The sequence below is a fragment of the Polynucleobacter sp. MG-28-Ekke-A2 genome (assembly GCF_035012985.1).
Taxonomy (GTDB): domain Bacteria; phylum Pseudomonadota; class Gammaproteobacteria; order Burkholderiales; family Burkholderiaceae; genus Polynucleobacter.
The window spans coordinates 1-19200 of record NZ_JAYGQU010000019.1; the positions used below are offsets into that span (position 1 = coordinate 1).

At 42.2% G+C, this 19200-nt stretch carries 18 protein-coding genes; 10 read left to right on the forward strand and 8 right to left on the reverse strand.

All coding sequences use genetic code 11. The features are described from left to right. Positions 1 to 111: 111 nt before the first annotated feature. Positions 112 to 315, forward strand: coding sequence for a hypothetical protein (locus tag VC188_RS09825; RefSeq protein WP_323483828.1), 204 nt, complete (start codon positions 112 to 114; stop codon positions 313 to 315). 228 nt (positions 316 to 543) lie between these two features. Here VC188_RS09825 and VC188_RS09830 read toward each other — a convergent pair whose 3' ends face one another. Both VC188_RS09830 and VC188_RS09835 read right to left on the reverse strand, forming a co-directional pair. Then, complete coding sequence (locus VC188_RS09830; RefSeq protein WP_323483829.1) at positions 544 to 1149, reverse strand: hypothetical protein; 606 nt, start codon at positions 1147 to 1149, stop codon at positions 544 to 546. Continuing rightward, the gene (locus tag VC188_RS09835) at positions 1146 to 1616 is read right to left on the reverse strand and encodes a hypothetical protein (RefSeq protein WP_323483830.1); all 471 of its coding nucleotides are present in this window, start codon (positions 1614 to 1616) and stop codon (positions 1146 to 1148) included. The genes VC188_RS09830 and VC188_RS09835 overlap by 4 nt, the downstream gene beginning before the upstream one ends. A 219-nt stretch (positions 1617 to 1835) precedes the next feature. On the opposite strand from VC188_RS09835, the gene VC188_RS09840 reads away from it, so the two are divergent. From VC188_RS09840 to VC188_RS09860, 5 genes are read left to right on the forward strand one after another with little or no spacing between them, the layout of a single operon-like run. Then, complete coding sequence (locus VC188_RS09840; RefSeq protein ID WP_323483831.1) at positions 1836 to 3317, forward strand: ATP-binding protein; 1482 nt, start codon at positions 1836 to 1838, stop codon at positions 3315 to 3317. Next, positions 3314 to 6082, forward strand: a complete 2769-nt coding sequence (locus tag VC188_RS09845) for a Z1 domain-containing protein (protein ID WP_323483832.1) — start codon at positions 3314 to 3316, stop codon at positions 6080 to 6082. Before VC188_RS09840 ends, VC188_RS09845 begins: the two co-directional genes overlap by 4 nt. Beyond that, positions 6075 to 7040, forward strand: a complete 966-nt coding sequence (locus tag VC188_RS09850; RefSeq protein ID WP_323483833.1) for a PD-(D/E)XK motif protein — start codon at positions 6075 to 6077, stop codon at positions 7038 to 7040. The genes VC188_RS09845 and VC188_RS09850 overlap by 8 nt, the downstream gene beginning before the upstream one ends. Beyond that, a complete protein-coding gene (locus VC188_RS09855; RefSeq protein ID WP_323483834.1) occupies positions 7033 to 9087 on the forward strand; it encodes an AIPR family protein in 2055 nt (684 codons plus the stop codon). Before VC188_RS09850 ends, VC188_RS09855 begins: the two co-directional genes overlap by 8 nt. 48 nt (positions 9088 to 9135) lie before the next feature. Further along, on the forward strand, positions 9136 to 10467 hold the full coding sequence (locus VC188_RS09860) for an ATP-binding protein (RefSeq protein ID WP_323483835.1): 1332 nt from the start codon (positions 9136 to 9138) through the stop codon (positions 10465 to 10467). Here the strand turns inward: VC188_RS09860 and VC188_RS09865 are convergent, their stop codons facing one another. The 4 genes from VC188_RS09865 to VC188_RS09880 all read right to left on the reverse strand — a co-directional run bounded on the left by VC188_RS09865 (position 10468) and on the right by VC188_RS09880 (position 13350). After that, the gene (locus tag VC188_RS09865; protein WP_323483836.1) at positions 10468 to 12006 is read right to left on the reverse strand and encodes a DNA cytosine methyltransferase; all 1539 of its coding nucleotides are present in this window, start codon (positions 12004 to 12006) and stop codon (positions 10468 to 10470) included. A gap of 9 nt (positions 12007 to 12015) precedes the next feature. Further along, positions 12016 to 12765, reverse strand: a complete 750-nt coding sequence (locus VC188_RS09870; protein WP_323483837.1) for a DUF3883 domain-containing protein — start codon at positions 12763 to 12765, stop codon at positions 12016 to 12018. Positions 12766 to 12773: 8 nt separating this feature from the next. Beyond that, positions 12774 to 13073 (reverse strand): hypothetical protein, encoded by a 300-nt coding sequence (locus VC188_RS09875; protein WP_323483838.1) that lies wholly within the window; start codon positions 13071 to 13073, stop codon positions 12774 to 12776. A 76-nt stretch (positions 13074 to 13149) separates the two neighbouring features. After that, entirely contained in the window at positions 13150 to 13350 is a 201-nt protein-coding gene (locus VC188_RS09880) for a helix-turn-helix transcriptional regulator (RefSeq protein ID WP_323483839.1), read from the reverse strand. Between the two features lie 549 nt (positions 13351 to 13899). On the opposite strand from VC188_RS09880, the gene VC188_RS09885 reads away from it, so the two are divergent. Genes VC188_RS09885 through VC188_RS09895 form a run of 3 tightly spaced genes read left to right on the forward strand, consistent with a single transcriptional unit; the run spans position 13900 to position 15468 of the window. Then, positions 13900 to 14790 carry a YdaU family protein gene (locus VC188_RS09885; RefSeq protein WP_323483840.1) on the forward strand — a complete coding sequence of 297 codons (891 nt, stop codon included), beginning with the start codon at positions 13900 to 13902 and terminating at the stop codon, positions 14788 to 14790. Next, the gene (locus VC188_RS09890; protein WP_323483841.1) at positions 14780 to 15010 is read left to right on the forward strand and encodes a hypothetical protein; all 231 of its coding nucleotides are present in this window, start codon (positions 14780 to 14782) and stop codon (positions 15008 to 15010) included. Before VC188_RS09885 ends, VC188_RS09890 begins: the two co-directional genes overlap by 11 nt. Further along, positions 15007 to 15468: a hypothetical protein gene (locus VC188_RS09895; protein WP_323483842.1), complete on the forward strand. Its 462-nt coding sequence runs from the start codon at positions 15007 to 15009 to the stop codon at positions 15466 to 15468. The genes VC188_RS09890 and VC188_RS09895 overlap by 4 nt, the downstream gene beginning before the upstream one ends. A 499-nt stretch (positions 15469 to 15967) precedes the next feature. Here VC188_RS09895 and VC188_RS12070 read toward each other — a convergent pair whose 3' ends face one another. Beyond that, positions 15968 to 16573 carry an HNH endonuclease gene (locus VC188_RS12070; protein ID WP_416350503.1) on the reverse strand — a complete coding sequence of 202 codons (606 nt, stop codon included), beginning with the start codon at positions 16571 to 16573 and terminating at the stop codon, positions 15968 to 15970. An 89-nt stretch (positions 16574 to 16662) separates the two neighbouring features. Between VC188_RS12070 and VC188_RS12075 the strand changes: the two genes are divergently transcribed. Further along, complete coding sequence (locus tag VC188_RS12075; protein WP_416350504.1) at positions 16663 to 17784, forward strand: terminase; 1122 nt, start codon at positions 16663 to 16665, stop codon at positions 17782 to 17784. 202 nt (positions 17785 to 17986) lie between these two features. Here the strand turns inward: VC188_RS12075 and VC188_RS09905 are convergent, their stop codons facing one another. Further along, positions 17987 to 18754 carry an Abi family protein gene (locus VC188_RS09905; protein ID WP_323483844.1) on the reverse strand — a complete coding sequence of 256 codons (768 nt, stop codon included), beginning with the start codon at positions 18752 to 18754 and terminating at the stop codon, positions 17987 to 17989. Positions 18755 to 19200: the final 446 nt, after the last annotated feature.

The following is a 19200-nucleotide window of genomic DNA, read 5'->3' on the forward strand; positions in this document are numbered from 1 at the left end:
ATTACATCGAAATGTTTTACAACCCGGTTAGGCGCCATAGTTACAACAATGGACTTTCTCCGGTAAGATTTGAAGAGCAGTACCAAGCGAGGTTGGGAAGTGTCTAGGATATTGGTAGCGATTCAATTGCCATCAAACTACCTTGAAACTCATGGTTCGCTTAATAGATACCAAGACCACTGTAAGATTATTGATGCCGATTTTGAGACTATTAAAAATAAACAAAAACTTATTAGCAAAGCTGGGCTTATTCTTGATATTTCCACTGCAACTGAAAAACATAGGGAGGTCGGAAAAAAACTAAAGCAGTTTTAAAGTTGGTCAATAAAAATAAGAGTGCCAGTCTTTCCTGGCTGTCCGCCTGCTCTCACCCCGAAAGGATTACCTAAGGATATGGGTATAAAAAGGATGCGCAAACTGGTATGGTTTTATTATGAAAAGACTGTGTCTTCTGACTTTAGGGTACTCATACCTTATCCCTGCGACCACAACAAATAACGTTCAATAGGGTTATTAAAACCGACTAAAAGCTCAAATAATGAGCTAGTCTGATTCTGTTATGAATTCACCCAAAATCTTGCCATTACGGACCCTTGCGTAGCCCTTGATATCGCTGGTGGCAGTAATACGGTATTTCCCATACTTGCTTCCCTTGGTAATAAAGAAGGACCACATCTCATCTCGATCATCGAGCATGTCAGCTAAAAAATTCGCCCAGGCTTTATTAAGATGTCCGAAGGGGAGTGGCGGCACGGTTCCAAGAGGATCAATTACATAGCTGCTTGCTTCAGCTTCAATAGGATTAGTTTTATTGATTAGATGCTCGTGAAGGCAATTAAAGTCAGGCCCGTCATAACGTTTTTGTCGAGCAGCCTCATCAAGCTTATCTTTAACAAGCCAAACCAAGAATCCCGGCCAACCAACCAGTACGCAAGTCATGCCGAAGCTAAATACAACTACCTCTTTAATTTTATTTAGCCAATTTTCCTCTTTGCCCATAATTCGCACAAGACTCCTTGCAAAGCCTGAGGGCGTGTCTAACAGGATCTTCACAAGAAGATAGGCGATCATAGAGGCGCCTGGCACCATATACAGAAGAAGGTAATCAACCCATGTGTTTGGGCGCCATGCTGCTAGGGCCTCAATCATTGCTGCTTCCTTAAAAAGCTTGGGATCTTATCGATATCAATGGATTCATCTGGAACTTCATTATGTTTGGCATGCTTAGCTACAAGGATCCCTTGTTTGAATTCCATCAATAAGTCGTATTCATAAATGCTTCCATACCCCATATGCCTATATTTCAGTTGGGTACCCTGAGGGCAGCGTAACTCGCCTGTAAACCAGTGGGCAAAGACTTTGTCGCATCCTGGAAAGACATCCGAGAGTCCAATTATTTCTTCATAAGTCTTATGGGCCAAAAGCTTAACTAAGTAAAGACGCTCAACTCCATCGGATTCGAGGATTTGCCATGTTCCAACATAGCCTCGCCAATTAGCTGTATGGGGAGATTCAAAAGAAATTCCCGTTTGCTTCAAATATAGGGAAAGAGGGTTGGTAAACAAGAGGATTTCCTTGTCACCATAAATCAGACGTTCAGCTACTTGGGCGGTCATCGCATTACCCCTAATATCTCTTAGAAATCCCCTTTATAGGCAACTTGGAGCTCAAATATTGAGCTAGAAAAATATATATCAATATCTCGAAAATATAGCTAGAAAGCTGGTTTTTCTAGGGTGTTTGGTATTGTCAATAAGGTAATATTAATTACTTATAGATTACTTAATAAATTTATTAACTTTTACAGTTAATCGGTAAGAAAAACAATAAGATACATGCGAATTTCTAATCCTCCCGACGCATCATCATTAATGGCAACTGCCCGAAGTTTTGGCAATTATGACCTTGCAGCAGCCCTAGCGGACCTTATTGATAACAGCATCAGAGCTGAAGCAAAAAAGGTTTCAATCCTGTTTGAGCCAGTAGAGAAAGATGTTGTAGTTCGAATTAGGGATGATGGAATGGGTATGGGTAGGGACGAGTTAGTTGCAGCCATGCGACCAGCTAGTGCAAATCCTGAAGATCCACGTGAACTAAATGATTTAGGTAGATTTGGTTGGGGTTTGAAATCAGCATCTTTATCACAGGCTAGGGTGCTTACAGTTGTCTCATGGAGAGGCTCGGAAAGCACTGCTGCAATTTGGGATATTGATAATTTAGAAGATTGGTCCATGGAGTTATTGGTTGGTGATGATGCGCTCAAGCTATTGGGAGCTCCACCAACTTCAAATTCTGGTACTGAAGTAATTTGGAGTAGATGCGATCGTTTGCTTGACCAGGATATTTCATCAACCCTTGATGAGCAGCTAAATGAAAAGATATCGCATGCTAGCAAGCAACTTTCATTAATCTTTCATCGTTACCTATCCGGTGATGCAGGAAATAAGCTTGCGATTGAGATGCAGGGTTATGTATTGAAGCCCATAGATCCGTTTATGAGTCATCACCCGGCAACTCAAACTGTTGATGAGGACCAAATTAAGTTAAGAGGCAAGGAAGAAATTACAGTACAGCCTTTCATCATTCCCCACTTTTCTAAATTGACTGTTGAAGAAAGGGAGATGCTAGGCGGAGATGAGGGCCTAGTTAGAAATCAAGGCTTCTATGTGTATAGAAATAAAAGACTAATTATTTATGGAACATGGTTCCGTTTAATGCCTCATGGAGAGCTGTCACAGTTAATGAGAGTTCGAGTTGATTTACCAAATACCTTAGATAAGGATTGGAAAATTACACTCGATAAATCTGATGCTCAACTTCCAGTTGTATTAAGGACAGGGCTCAAGGAGTTGCTTAGAAAATTTGGTAAGAGATCTGTAAGTGCTAATAGAAGAAGAGGTGTAGAGCTTACGATAGACAGAAAAGAGCCCGTCTGGAAAAGGGTTGCGTATAACGGGAGAATTCGTTATCAAATTAATCGTGACCACCCCTTTATTTGGGAGCTAATAGCCGAATCCCAGGATTCAGAGATCGCAAGAGAGGCGCTTAAGCTTATTGAGTCCTATGTACCAACCGAGGCCATGATTAAAGACAGAGAAGACAATCAACTGGAACAGGTGCAAGCCATTACCGACCCAGAAATATTTGAAGTCTTAATTGATGCTTGTTTTATGGCCTGCCTTCGACAAACTGGCAGACAGCCAACGCTGAATGAATTCTTAGAATTTGCAAACAAGATGGAGCCTTTCAGCAGTCAATGGAAGTATTCCGAAAGCTATATAAAAAATAACTTAAAAGAAAAATGGAGTTTGGTATGAATGAGGCCGAATTTAGAGCAAAGCTAAATTACATTCGCGAGCTTATAGATGCTGATTTAAATGGGCAGAGAGTTGTACCAATTGGATATCTAGATCAGGCTGTTAGGCAGCATGGCGTAATTTTTGGCTTATCCGAAGGTGATGTTGAGAGATTTGTTAAGCACTTAGAGACAATATATGGCACCACCCAAGCAAATGGCCACATACTAAAAAAGAACTTTGTTAAGTGGTATGAGAAGGAAAAGAAAAATATAGACTTCCACTATTGGAGTAGGTTGAAGGCATATTGGATTCAAAAAACAATCCTACCCAAGGCGGTTGTTAACTCTGTTGATGATGTTAGTGATGAAATCATGGAGTTCCTAGGTAATCCTCGTGATAAAGAGTCTTGGAATAGAAGGCGTGGCTTGGTTATGGGTCACGTTCAAATGGGAAAAACTACCAACTATTCTGCTTTAATATCGAAAGCAGCTGACGTAGGTTATAGAATTATTATTGTGTTGGCAGGTCAAACTAATTCCCTGAGATACCAAACTCAAGTTCGACTAGACAAAGCTTTTGTTGGTAAATCATCTGTCAGCGATTCAACCCACACAAAAATATATGATGTTGCCAATATTCTTAAATACGAGAATCCGGACTATGTGCCTAGATATCCATTTTGCGGAACTACGCAATTATCCGACTTCAATACAGCTACTGCCGGTGCTGTTGGCGCCCATCAGGGAACATTTGCTGAGCCAATACTCTTTGTTACCAAAAAGAATCCTAAGGTACTAGAGAAGATTGCCGATTGGTTAAAGGGCTTAAATAATGGCGCTGAGTTAGATGGCCCAATGTTACTTATCGATGATGAGGCTGATAACGCAAGCGTTAATACAAATGCAAATCCCAATCAAGCCACTGAAATCAATAAAAAAATCCGACAGATTTTGAAGACATGTAGGCAATCTACTTACGTTGGCTATACCGCAACTCCATTTGCAAATATCTTCATTGACCCAGAGTCGGCTGATGAAATGCTAAATGAGGACCTATTTCCTGCTGATTTTATAAAGTCACTTGATCCTCCTGATAACTATGTCGGCTCGCACCGACTGTTCACTGACGAGGGGGACTTATTGAAGGCATGCGTCAGACCCATTCCAAATGACTATCAAGATCTATTGCACCTAAAGCATAAATCTACGCATGAGCTTGAAGGGCTTCCGCCAAGCCTTAAAGAAGCAGTTATGGAATACATACTATTTAGGGCTATAAGACTGGCGGACGGAAATGGCACGGCACATTCATCCATGCTGATTAATGTTAGTAGATTCAACTATGTTCAACAACAAGTAAAAGAACATGTGGATGAATTGCTAAAGCTTGCCTCTGATGCGGTTAGATCATGGGCTCTTACTGATTGGAAAAAATCCTCAATATTGAACGAACTCCATCGTGTTTGGCAGCTTGAATATGAACATGTTGTAAGTGCTGATATAGGCTGGGATTTGATTAGAACCAAGCTATTGGATGCAATCAACTCAATCCAAACAAAATTAGTGAACATGAAGGGCGTATCAATTGATTATGAAAAGGCTCCACCTGAGGGGCTGCATCTGATCGCGATTGGTGGCTTAGCCCTTGCGCGAGGATTAACTCTTGAGGGACTGGCTATTTCCTATGCCCTTAGAAACATTGGTGCTGCCGACACCCTCTTACAGATGGGTAGATGGTTTGGATACAGGCCTGGGTTTGAGAAGCTTTGCAGAATTCACGCAACTCAAGACTTAATAGATGACTTTGCTTCAATTAGCGAATCAGTCGAAGAGTTGCGGGTTGATTTCCAAAGGATGGCATTGCTGGGTAAAACCCCATTTGATTTTGGTTTAAAGGTAAGGCAGAGTAAGACTGGGATATCAATTACCGCAGCAAATAAAATGCGTACTGCAACACAAATTTCACTCGCAGAGGACTTCTCGACTAGACACGTTCAGGCGCACTCATTAAGTGACGACCCTGCGGTAAATAATAGGAATATGAAGTTAGTTAAGGAGTTCATGGAAGTTCTCAATAGGGATTTCTCGGAAGGCTACGAAAACGATGTAAAAAATAAAGCTCTAGTTTGGAAAAAAATTCCAGGGAAGCTTGTTATTGAATTCATTAAAAAAGTTAACTTCCCTCAGACCGAGTTTGACGTCATTTCAGCAGATGGGACTAGTCTTCTAACCTCTTATATTGAGGATCGGTTGGGTAGTGAATTAAGCCATTGGGATATAGGGATACCCTATGTATCTGTAGGTAAGTCTAGCGCGCTTAAGTTTCCAATTGAATTGGATAAGCCGGTCTTCTGTAGAACTAGAAGTGGTACTGTCCGCGAGTCTGAAACAGTCATTAAAGTAAATAAGAAAAATGCTGTTGCATTCGGCGTAGATGATTTTTGCTTGGGAGAAGACCAGGTTAAATATGAGCAACGCGTTGAAGAATTGATGAAAAAAGCCGAATCGGGTGATCAGGATGAGGCAAGTCCATCCAGAACTTGGGCGCATTCGGTAGCAAGAACGCATCCGCTTTTATTGATTCACTTTATTCAGCTAGAACCGCCAGAAGGCTTTTCAATGAAGCTCTCTAAAGAAGACCCTGTTGTATCAATGGGAATCTTGCTCCCTGGAACGGAGATTAAGTGTAAAGAACGAAAGTATCAAGCCTCTAAACGCTTAATTGCCATGATTCAAGCCTTACGTGAAGAAGCTGTTACAGACGAGGTAATCGAAGATGAATGATTTTGAATCTCAATGGAATGCGCTTGGAACAAAACACCATTCGTCTGGAAGGCTAAGAGTATATCCAGATCATCAGCTAGATTTTTTTATTGATTACGCTCTAAATGGTGATAGAGAGTTGATCATTGAAGCTAAAGACATTGCTTTTAATTTCCCTGAGCTACCTTTTTTTGAGAATTTAGAAGTAATTTTTGCCCAAACATCGGGTGGGTCAAGGATTGGGATTACGTTAACTGATGAGCATTTGTTTAAGAGCTTTACGGTCATGTGCTTTGATATTGCCGAAAGGTCCAAGGGCGGTAAGAATCTAGAGGAATCATTCATGATTGCTCTAGAATGCCTCAGGGATTGGTCGGAGCTTTTTAAGCGCAGGGGAAAGGTTGGATTAACCCGTAACGAAGTAATTGGCCTTTGGGGTGAGCTACATACGCTTGAATCAATACTGCAATCAAATATTGCTCCAGATGAATTAATAGTACAAGGTTGGAGAGGTCCAAATGGTGACCAGCGAGATATTGGATTTAATAAAACACGTATTGAGGTTAAGACTCAGCTGGCTACAAAGGCTATCAGCCTAAGAATTAGCTCCTTAGATCAACTTGATGATGGTGGGAATAATTTAAAGCTTACTTTGAATCGTATAACTCCATCAGACAAGGGTTTCTCCGTTATAGAGCTAGCCCAAAGATTATTTCAACGGTTCGAGACTAATCGACTCGCCTACGCTGAATTCGAGAGAAAGATTGTTTTAGCTGGCCTTAGCGAGGATCAGGAATTATGTAAGGAAAAATTCGATCTTGATGAGCGCTTAATTTATGAAGTTGCAGATAATTTCCCAAAATTAACCCTTTCCAATGTGTCGGTTGGCATCATCGCAGCTGAATATGTGATTTCAGGAGCTGCAATTACATCTTTTCAAATTGATTGGGACAAGCTTGTGGGGACCTTAAGTGAGTAATTTGGAACAAGAGTACTTAAATTTAGCTGAAGACATTGTTATTGGATCTGCGGCGGATGGCATCCCCAAGGTTGAAGAGTTTTTTAAGGTATTTTCGCAGTTAGCAGCCGAAAACGGCGATTGCCCAGATCTTGCATACTCGCCAATTCTTAGTGGCAGTGGTTACCGCGTTGATGGGTATGCATTTGATATACCCGAAGATACTGCAGGTGCTTCTGGCGATCTATATCTTGGTGTCTGTGCGTATTTTCAAGACGATAGCCTTCCTACAATCAATGCTAGCGATATAGAAAAAGCGGTTTCAGGGGTAGGGCGCTTTCTTAAACTGGCGCTATCAAGTAAATCGCTCGAAGATTTGGAAGAGTCAAGCTACGACTTTAAGCTGGCCATGCTTATTCGTTCATATGTTGATCAAATTGCGAGAATACGGATTTTAGTCTTTACTAATGCCCATCTAAAAATCCGTAAAAAAGTATTTGAATCATTTGAAATTGATAGGCTAACAGTCCATACAAATACCTTTGACATTGAGCGATACGAAAAAATTGCATCCACTGGATTTGATCCTGTAGAGATTGACTTAGCAAATGATTTTTCTGGTGGAATTTCATGTATTCAAGCCTCCAGTAACGCGGTTGGCTATAAAAGCTATCTCTTTGCTATCCCAGGGCCAATTCTTGCCGATATATTTGCAAACTATGGAAACCGATTGCTAGAGCAAAATGTTCGAACCTATCTTCAAGCAAGGACTGATGTAAATAAAGGAATTCTGAAAACCATTTCAGACGAGCCATCAATGTTTTTTGCTTATAACAATGGTCTGACGGCTACTGCATCAGCTGTTAATACCTCTAATGCACCCGATGGATCTCTTGTAATTGACTATATTAAAGATTTTCAGATTGTTAATGGTGGTCAAACTACTGCATCGATTTTGTACGCTAGAGATGGCTTGAAGTACAACCTCTCAGAAGTATTTGCACAAGTAAAGTTGTCGGTAGTGGATGAGGCCAAATTAGGTGAAATTGTCCCCAAAATTTCTGAATATGCTAATACTCAAAATAAGGTATCAAAGGCAGATTTAGAGTCCAATAGCGCATTTCAAATTAAGATCGAGAGACTTTCCAAAGAAGTTAACGTGCCTCAAAAGGCTGGAGCCCTTTATGCAACTAAATGGTTCTATGAGCGCTCAAGGGGTCAATACAGAAATTTATTTGCATATAAAACTCAGCCTCAAAGAAATAAGCTGGAGGCAGAATTCCCAAAAACACAACTTATTGAGAAAACAGATCTTGCGAAGTTTGAGTTATCTTTTGATGGCAAGCCGTACTATGTTTCAGAAGGTTCCCAAAAGTGTTTCAATCGGTATATCACTGGCCATTTAAAGCAGATGAGTGATGCTGACCTCAATGAAGTCTGGTATAAATGCGTTGTTGCAAAAGGGATTATCTTTAGGCAGCTTGATAAGGCAATCGCACAATCTGAATGGTACAAAAATGATAAGGGTTTAAAAGCCCAAGCACTTACGTACACAATTGCTGCTTGCGCCCAAGCATTTAGAGATAAAGGTTATCAAATCGATCTTTTGAAGATATGGAAAGAGCAGGAAGTTCCCCCCCTTTTATTGCATTGGTTGCTTTATCAGGCAAATACAGTCCATAAAATTCTGAACTCTCCGCCGGGAATAGTAAAAAATCCCGCGGAATTTTCTAAGAAAGAGTTTTGCTGGACCTTGCATGTGAGGGGTAAAGTTGCGGAACCGACCCCAGCCGTATTGGAATATGGAGTTCCACTTGATACATTTGCAGAGGAACAGGTTAGCGGAAGAAGAGATGCGCGCCGTGATAATGAGCTTGATTTTGAAATTACATTGGCAAAATTGGTACCTCGTGCTCGCGAGATTAGAGGTATGGCAGAAGCAAAATGTTTAATTTCAACAAATAACACTCGTGCGCTTGAAAAGCTTGAATCAGGAAGATTGTCTTTTACAAAAACTGAAAAAAATGCTCTTAAAAATTTACTTGAGAGGCTGGCTATAGAGGCCTAATCTTTGCTTGTATTGTTTTAAAGAATTTGAAAAATTAATTTATATAACATGAATTCACCATCCAACTTAACCCCAAGCGCAAAGCGTTTGATTTCATCAATGCGTGATCTGGGCTATGAATTCGCGGATGCCGTCGCTGAAATTGTTGATAACTCAATCCAAGCAGGTGCGAATGTCATTCAAGTAAACCTTCAGTTCGATGGATACGATTCATATTTAACAGTTCTCGATAATGGCGTAGGTATGACGCCCTCGGAAATTAGAGAGGCCATGAGATTTGGCTCTATGAGAGACTACGAACAAGATGACTTAGGCAAATTTGGACTTGGTTTAAAAACCTCATCACTAAGTCAATGTGACTCATTAACTGTCTCTTCACGTAATTCAGAGAAAAAGGTGCAACTTCATTCCTACTCTTGGGATATGGATCATATTAATAAGGTAGATCGATGGGAAATTTTGCCTATTGAGATCGATGACCTCCTTAATCCTGTTGTTGAGCATCTATATTCGACAACTGGTACGGCGGTAACCTGGGAAAAATTAAATCGTTTATTGAACTTTCAGAACCCAGCTGGCGGCAGGGCGGAAAATGACTTTAAGAAATTGATTCAAGATTTAAAGGTTTCTCTTGGGGCAACATTTCACCGTTATTTAACAGGCGAGCAGAGATCAAAGAAGGTCATGATTTTTGTAAATGGCGATTTAGTTGAATCTTGGGATCCCTTTTGCCGTACAGAGAAAAATACTGTGGAGCTTGAGTCTTTTGCGATCCCAATTTCAATGGATGGGAAGAAGGGTTTAGTTAAATTTAGACCATTCGTTCTACCTGCTCAAAGTCAATTTTCATCCTCATCTGCACATTTACGAGCGGGCGGTCCTGCTAAGTGGAATAAGCAGCAAGGCTTTTACATTTATAGAGCAGGACGTCTGCTCCAAAGTGGCGGCTGGTGTGGTCTACGTACCTCTGATGAGCACTCTAAGCTTGCGCGTGTCTTAGTAGAAATTCCGGCAGGGTTTGATGATCTATTTAAGGTCAACATTTCGAAGATGAAGATTAACTTTCCTAGAGAGATGCGGGAAGAGACTATGCACAAGCTAGCTCCAACACTTAAAAAAGCCAATGACTCATATAGAACTCAAGGCGAAGCTTCATTTTCAGACACCTCTGTTTATGAAGCGGATGATAAGCAATTTGAAATGCTGGTTAGCAATTCGCTATCTAAGTTGGACTCCGATTGGCATTTAAGTCCTGGCACGGTAGGGAATGTATTGCCTAAGTTATACGGCCAAGCTACTCCAAGCGAAAGAAGATATCTTTTGAGGATATTTAAGAGACTTGCTGGCGAAGAGAAAATAAGCGAGAAGACTGCCGTCTAACTACGCAGAGACAAGATTATTGAAATAATAGTCTTCTTCGGTTAGCTCCTTGTTTTTATACCGAGCATTTGCTTCTTCAGCTATAGGAATAAGTGCAATCGGCCAACCTGATCTTTTGTAATATGGCGCCAATACATCGCTCGTTCCTGACGGTGGCATGTGAATCTCGCCCGATCTATCTAATGCGGTTTCTGGATGTAGGGTGGGGTGCACCAAGTGCACAAGGTTCCAAGTGGATAGAAACTCCTTGTTATCCATCTTTCCTATAACGCCTAGGTAGAGGGAATTAGTTAGCTCCTCTAGCTTTTTAATGGCCTTATTTTTATCAGATTCCTTGAATTTCGGTCTAGCTTCGGAAGCGGCATAATTTTTTAGATAAGCCTTGATGGCACAGCCTATTGCCCTTCCAGCCAAGGGAGGGACGGCGTTACCAACCTGCTCGTATACATTTCCTCGTTGACCTGAAAATTGGAAAGTGTCTGGGAAGGACTGGACTCTCGCCGCTTCTCTCGGAGTGAGCGATCGATTTTGTGTCGGATGAATGAACATCAACCCATCTTTTTTGAGGTGGGCAACTATAGTTGAGCATAGCTCATATCTACTTTGCCGCTTGTACTTATCAGCAAATGACTCCATTGAATAAGGCGTTTCCATAACCTCACCTCGAGCGATTGCGCCTTTACTGTTTTCGCCTTCACGTAGCAGCAAGAAATCACGTAAATCTCTTTCGGAATGGGGTCTAGATACATGCCAAGTTAACTTTTGCGCCTGATCAGCCTGCATTAGATCAATGATGTACCTATTACCATGGTCTTTCAGATGCTTTTTTCTAAGCACCAAGTCATATTTGGACTCAGTCGCACCATCATTGGCCTGTAATGGGGGTAAGTCACAGATAGCCTCACCTAATGTAACTACGGGCTCTAGAGAGTCATCGCTGGGCTCTAAAGAATGTGTCTTAGTCAGATAACGACTTGGCATAAAAAGAGGCTGCCCAACTCGAGTGCCGATAAATAGTTGTCGAATTCGTTTTTGGGGCACACCGAATTCCCAGCAATTAATTTGAACTGGAGCCACTGAGTAGCCTAAGGCTCTGCTTGCCTCTTGAATTTTGGTGAAATAAATACCACTTCCCATGCTCTTAATTCCCAAGACGTTTTCCATTACAAAAATCTTGGGTTTAAAAAACTCAACATGCTTCAGGAAGCGCTTATAAAGGTCTCGCCTTGGATCATCAACAAATTCTTTGCCAAAATTAGCGCCACCTTGAGTTCTGGCGGTCGAGAAGCCTTGGCATGGAGGGCCACCAACAACTAAATCAATTTCATTTGTGCCAATTATTTCAGCGAGCTCTTCAGGCTCAAACTGAGTTAAGTCACGTTTTAGGCCAACTGGGTGCTTGTGATTTAAGTTAAAAGTCTCAATAGCAGTTTTATTGAAATCCACAGCAGCTAAGCATTCCAGACCTGCCATTTCGAGGCCATAAGAGAGGCCCCCACACCCACTAAATACGTCGATAAATTTGAGTTTTTTAGACATTCCGTAATTTTAGGCTATTGCCAGATTCCATCTGATCTGTACTGTGGTGAATATGTATTTCTTAGGTTTCAATGTCTTGGCAGGATTCTGAATGATCTCGACGGTTGGGGTGGATGAAACGTTCCTAATTATGACTAAAAAGTAGTTTTCGCCCTCTTTTTGGGCGACATCCCATTCTTTGCTGGTAAAGCTGATTCCGCCAGTATCTCCATCTAGTCCCTTGACTTCAATATAGGCTTTTGACTTCCCACTTATCTCATAGTCGTACCCGCATCCATGATCGCGTTTGTCAATCATCTCTCCGGGGAGTGGGAGAGCATTCGCCTTATGGAATTCTAAGAAAATCTCCTCGGCCTTTCTTCCGGTAATCCCGCGAACGATAAAAATAGGACTTGAGTTTGCTTCATCTAAAACCTCGATTAAGTCAGATGATGTATCGCCATCTAGTACATTTTTATTCTCAAGTATCTCAAGAACTAAATCCCTTAACTCCTCTTCTTGAAGATGCTGATATAGCTCAACAATTTTTTGTCTACTTGGGCGTAAATCTCGTTGATACCATCCAGCTCTTTTGTTTTCATGAAGAGGGTCAAATTCATCCCTCATATTTTTGACTGTATTTTTATTAACCCCCAGGGCATATCCAATAGCCTCATGCGTCTTTGTTTTAGTACCGTGATTCAAGGCCCTATATGCTGAGTCGTTGTATTTTGATAGGTAATACGCAACCACCATCGTCAAATAATTGGATTTTTTCATCTGAACCCCTAATTGGTTATTTCAATACACTTTTGATTTAAATACTCATATAGATCAAAAAGCTTGAAATTTTCTTCGCTATTTATACATGGTACATCGCCATAACTCAGGAATTGATTTGCTAGAGCCTTTGCATCCAATCCCCTTTCTAATGATTTATATAAGAAGTCATCAACAATTTGCTTACAGGCCTCTGTAGCTTGCGAGGCGCTATTAAACTCCCCTATGAGGTGCCATGGACTAGCTTTTAGCGGCCCCTTATCGCTGTACACCTCAACTACGTACTTTTTGGCTGTTTCAATTTGCATTGTTGTCTCCTAAGTTGATGAGAATAAGAAATCAGTAGCTCATGTAATGAGCTTACCCTTAGGAGATGCCCATTTTTCAATTGGTGGATTGCTTTGTCTTTTCTCGGATAAAGGTCTGAACCTGTTCAATAGTCCAAAAAGAGGATCTTCCAATTTTGATCGGCTTGGGGAACTCACCTTTCTGAACCATTAGCCAAAACTTGGATTTAGAAATTGGCATGACTTCCAGAATCTGCGGAATTCTCATTAAGGTTACTTCTGAATTTGAATTACTCATGACGACCTCCTTGACCGACGCGCTTCATATTTTTCCTATAAACCTGCAAAGCCATTTTTACTGAACTCATCTTCGTGTAACCGTATGAACGGTACAAGCTGTACAGCCGAATTGCTACCATAAAATTGTTCTCCATCTTGTCATGTTATGTATGAATATGTGTGCTACTGAAGAGCAATGTAGTCAATGAAATTTTGATGGTCAATCAAAAGTCAATACCCATCTTCCGAACACAAATTATTTTTGGCCTACAAAAAAATATTTATTCATATAAGTGCTACAAGTCAATCCAGTAAAGGGCTACAGCCTTGTCAGTAATTTCCGATGGCATCAGGAGAGTGGTGGACAGACATAGATCAACTAACACTTCAAAAGAATTAATAAAGGATCTCGAATTTATTAAAGAAGGATTACAGCGAATTAGTAGATAAATAAATTCAAAATAAATTCAGAAAAAACGCGTTTGACGATACGCTTTCCGATTGTTAGATTCATCTCTTGCATTAAATAATTTACGCAAGAAAAAGAACGCTACGGAGATTGTTTTAAATGAATTACTACGAGCATCACATTGGAGATTACGCAGAAGCAACAGCCCATCTCACCTTTATCGAGGACGCAACCTATAGTCGCCTGATCAGAAAGTACTACGCTACAGAAAAGCCACTTCCAGTAGATGTAAAGATCGTCCAGAGATTAATTAATGCCAGGTCTAAAGAGGAAAAAAATGCAGTGGTCTCAGTCCTCAATGAATTTTTTAATCTAACGGATGATGGCTGGCGACAGGAACGTTGTGACCATGAAATAGCAAGGTTTAAAGATCGCCAAATCAAAGCCAGGCGAAGTGCGGAAGGTCGTTGGCAGTCGTTAGCAACAGAGCAAATACTGTCAGACAGTACGCCTAACTTAGTATGCGATCGCAATGCGAACGCATTGCCAACGCAATGCTCACCAAACACCATACACCAGTCACCAAACACCAATCTCCATACACCAGACAAACAAAACAAAGGGGTGGAAAAGAAAAATGAAGGAACGGGCAATCTAAGTCCAGCTCAAATGGTTCAACTTTTTGCAAAGGATGGTATCAATATCCCCCTTGATGATCAACGCATCAACGAGATGCTTAGGCTGGATATTTCTGAAAAGGAAGTGGCTGACGCCATCTTGCAGGCTAAAGACACTAGGAGACGCGCATCTAGTTCAACACCGATTAATGTGGGATTTGTGATGGCCATTCTGAAAGGCATGCGAAGAAAGAGTCAAGCCAACAGCCCGGTTGAAGATATCTGGTGGAAAACCAATGAAGGCATAGACGCCAAAGGCAGGGAGCTGGCGATGAAGGCCCAAGGTTCCGAAAGCTACGAATCATTCAAAACCCGAATATTTACCGAGCTACGCAAACGCCAGGATGCCATGGAGAAGCCCAATGCAAACTAATCACGTTTTAGCTGGCGTCATTGATCGCCTAGACATGGAAGACTTTCCCATCGGATCAAAAGTGAAGACCCCAAGCGGGCGCATAGGAACCGTAGTAAAACATCGCGGGGCCCAAAGCCGGCATGACTTATTCCAAAGAATCATCATCGAGTTTGATGAACCTCTTGGAGACTCGGTAGCACTGCAACCCCATCTTTTACAGTTGATTAAGACCTCATGATTGAAAACAATCAAAAGAAATCAAAGAAACCAGTGCCAAGCAAAAGCAAGGGAGGGGCAAGGCCTGGAGCTGGCCGCAAGGAGGGCAGTCTAACCAAGCGTACCCGTGAGATTGCTGAGGTAGCTGCTGCCCAGGGCATTACACCCCTGGAGGTCATGATGAGTACGATGATGGCGCTTTACAAGGAGGCGGGTAATTGCGGTCGTGATCAACATGACCATGGTGATAAGGCTAACGAGCATGATGATGGTCATGACGCCATGATCACTGAGAACCGCATCAAGCTTCTGAACATGGCTGCCACAATTGCCAGACATGCTGCGCCCTATGTACATCCTCGCTTATCGGCTATTGAGCACACCGGTAAAGGCGGTGCACCTCTACAAAGTGGGGTCTTGGTGGTGCCTAGTGCCATGAGTATGGATGAGTGGGAGCGAGCTGCCCAGCCAAAACACTAGCCCATGAAAACCATCTGGGCACCATTGCCCGGCAGTCAGACCTTGTTCCTGACATGCCCCGTCTATGAGGTATTGCTTGAAGGCACCAGGGGAGGTGGTAAGACTGATACCTTGCTTATGAGTTATGCCCAACACGTAGGAAGAGGCTTCGGGGATCATTGGCGAGGCACCTTATTCCGTCTAACCTATCCTCAATTGGCTGACGTAGTGGCCAAGAGCAAGCGCTGGTTCTATCAAATCTTCCCGGGCGCCAAGTTCAATGAATCAGACTATGTGTGGAAATGGCCAACAGGAGAGATGCTGTACTTTCGCTATGGGGCTAACGAAGACGATTACTGGAATTACCATGGTCATGAGTATTGCGTCGCCCTTGGGACACCAGTCTTAACACCGAATGGATTCGTTCCAATGGATAGGCTTCGCATTGGAGATAAGGTTGTCACCTTAGATGGCGAGCGGCGCATTACTCGTACGTTTGAACCGCAGGTCAAAGAATGCGTTAGAGCTTACGTTTACGACGACCATCAGCGTTTAATCGGCTCACAAGTTCAATCGGTAGATCACCAGTTGCTGACCAACGTTCAAAAGCCTTGTTCATGGTCGTCCGAGTTGTCCCAAAATTTCTCGCAATTTGATCGGTACTCAAGGTCATGGCAAGGATACAAATCTCCTTTTTATGCAAATCCAAAAAACCAGGAGGTTTACGCTTGCTTAAAAGGTCGGGAAAATTACGATATAGAGTTCCTACAGACACTCCCAGAATTTTCGCAGCGTCGGCCGTTTTTTGACCATTTAATGCTTGCTGCACATCCGTTGGATCAAGCCTTGTCTCATCCGCCGCAATCCACTCGATCGCATTATCACGGCAGATGGCGCGAGCAAGGACTGGGCTTATGCCAAGCGAATGAAGCGGGGCTTTGGGATTTTGCGCAGCTTTTCGAACCCTTTCAATCACGGCTAGATCTCTGCGCTTCGAGTGTGCTTGCATATGCTCCCGAGAAGATCCAAGCAGCTCAAGATTTTCAATTCGGTTGTCATCCTTTTTTCCATTTAAGTGATGAACAACCTCATGACCTTTTAAAAATCGACCCAGGTGGCGCTCCATTTCACGGCGGTGCTAAAGAACGCGTCCATGTAAGTCTGCTTGAGGATGTTTCGGACAGCGCTCATACAGGTAGCCGCTGCGATGACGTAATGGCTTACCCTCATCCTTACAGTGGGAAAATTCGAAAAACGAATCGTCGACTAAAAGATGGTTGGGTAGTGTATGAATCATGTGACTCCTCTTTAACAATGGATATAACAGTTGAAGAAAGTAATCACTACATTACAGAAACTGGCCTAATTAATAAAAATTGCTGGCTGGGATTTGAAGAGTTGACTAACTGGCGCAACCTTTCATTTTACGAGGCGATGCTCAGTACTTGCCGATCTTCGCAACCCGGAATCCCCAGGATGGTGAGGGCTACTTGCAATCCATTTGGAGTAGGGCATGCATCAGTAAAGGAACGATTTCAGATCGGAAATATTCCGGCGGGAAAAATTATTCGACAAGAGGGTGCACTCCCAAGGGTGAGAATTCATTCAACGATTTATGAGAACACTCATCTACTAAAAAACGACCCGAACTACCTGATAAGTCTAGAGTCGCTAAGTGATCCAAACAGACGTAGAGCCTGGTTAGATGGTGATTGGGATATCCACGTGGGAAGTTTCTTAGAAGGCGTGTGGCAACCCTCTAAACACGTTGTAGAACCCTTTGCCATTCCGCCAACCTGGAAAGTATGGCGCTCAATGGACTGGGGCTATGCCAGGCCATATGCTGTCTATTGGTTCGCACTATCAAATGATGGAGTCTATTACCTCTGGCGAGAACTCTATGGGTATGGCGATAAAGAAAACACGGGCACCAGAGAGGATGCAACAGTTGTGGCGGAGAAGATCAAGAAGATAGAAGTTCACGACCAACGCCTTGGATATGAATACCGCATGAACCTAGCCGACCCATCTATTTTTTCAAAGATCGGGGCAGAGCGATCAATAGGTCAAATCTTCAGGGATAAAGGCGTCAAATGGACTGAGGCCTATAACGCCCCTAGAAGCAGGGTTAACGGTGCCCAAGAAATCATCCGACTTCTGGCTGAAGATAGACTCAAGATATTCAGTACTTGTAAACACTGGCTAAGAACCATTCCCCAGTTACCACCAGACTCATTAAACCCAGAAGATGTAGATACCGATGCAGAAGACCATGCCTGGGATGCTACAAGGTATGGGGTGATGAGGGCTCGAAGAACATCAGAAACGAATGCTTAAATCAGCCCAATTTATTGACTGATAGAGCTTAGCCAAAATTGCTGTTCTCTCCAGTTGCTGGGAAACCCCATGTGTACTTGTGAGACCTCAGGATTTTTATCGAGCAACTCCTGCAAGTGTTTAGCCCAATTGCTCGAAGGGGAGATTCTATTCATTATAGACTGAATCACAATTAACTGAAAGTACAGCCTGCGTTGTGGGTTCAAATATTGCTGAACACTTTTTTTGAACTTACCAAAATGGATGCGGGTATGGCTGGCCATTTTTTTGGAGGTCTTTTTGGGGCTTCAGGGATGCTTCCAAATTCACGATTCCAGACCCTAGAGTGATGGGCGCATAAATTCCTCAAATCAGAAACACTACGAAACCAAGATTTAAGTAAGGTAAATTTCCAACCAAAATGCGCCTCTATTGCTTGGGTATCTCTTGGAAGCTTCAAGTTGCTAAATAAAGTGGATATCTCTTTAAATATAAGTAGCTCAACAGCCATCCAAATTGGAGGATGCTTTGGCGCTCCTGTGTATTTTGTTTTGTAGTGGCTAATAAAAGTTTCTAAATCACGACCTTTAGATTGACTGGCAATAAGCTCCAATAGTTTAGGATGATCATAGCGGTTATCAAAAATACTTTGGTCTAGGTAACCATGGGGTCCATGATGTTTGGCAAGCGTATTGGCTACTTGTGTGCGTAGCGCTACTTCAATTCTTTCAATTGCATCCAAAAGAAGTAGGCGTAATTCCTTGTCAAATAGATATAGATTGATGACATCTGAAAAGGCCGTTCCAAGCATAAAGGTATGCTCGGCGACATTTGGAAGGTAAAAGGGGCGGGTGTATGCGGAAAGCCTGAAGTAGCTAATGTTGCTTAGATAATCTATTGCTTCATCATCATTATTTATTAGAAGGTTTCGATTTCGGAGACGCTCAATATGTTCTAAATGTGTGAGTGCTGGCTTATTGAATGTAGTCAATAGAATCCCCCAATAAAAAAACCCGCCAAAGTGTGCTTCCAGGAGAGGCATGGCGGGTGTGTTGCGTCAATTATACATTTAATTACCGCAGTAAAAACCCTCTAATAGAAGCTTGTATTTTAGGTCTTCTGAAACATAAATCCAAAATTAGTCCTTTGGATGTGAGTCTGAATTTGTACACAAGATATGCCCAGCCAAAAACTAAAAGCCATTTTAAAAAATGGACTGCTCGCAGCACTCATACGCGCGCTCACTGGGCAACCTTTCATAAACGCGCAAGGCATGAATGTAATTCCAACCCTACCAGCAAAGACTTCTAAATAATTATCATGGTCCTAAAAAGAAAAAGCCCTCAATTATGGGCTTTTGGAAGAGGTGCGGTACCCAAACTTGACGCGTTCAAAACGCGCTTACGATGGTGACGAAATTTGTCGCAAGCTACTTGG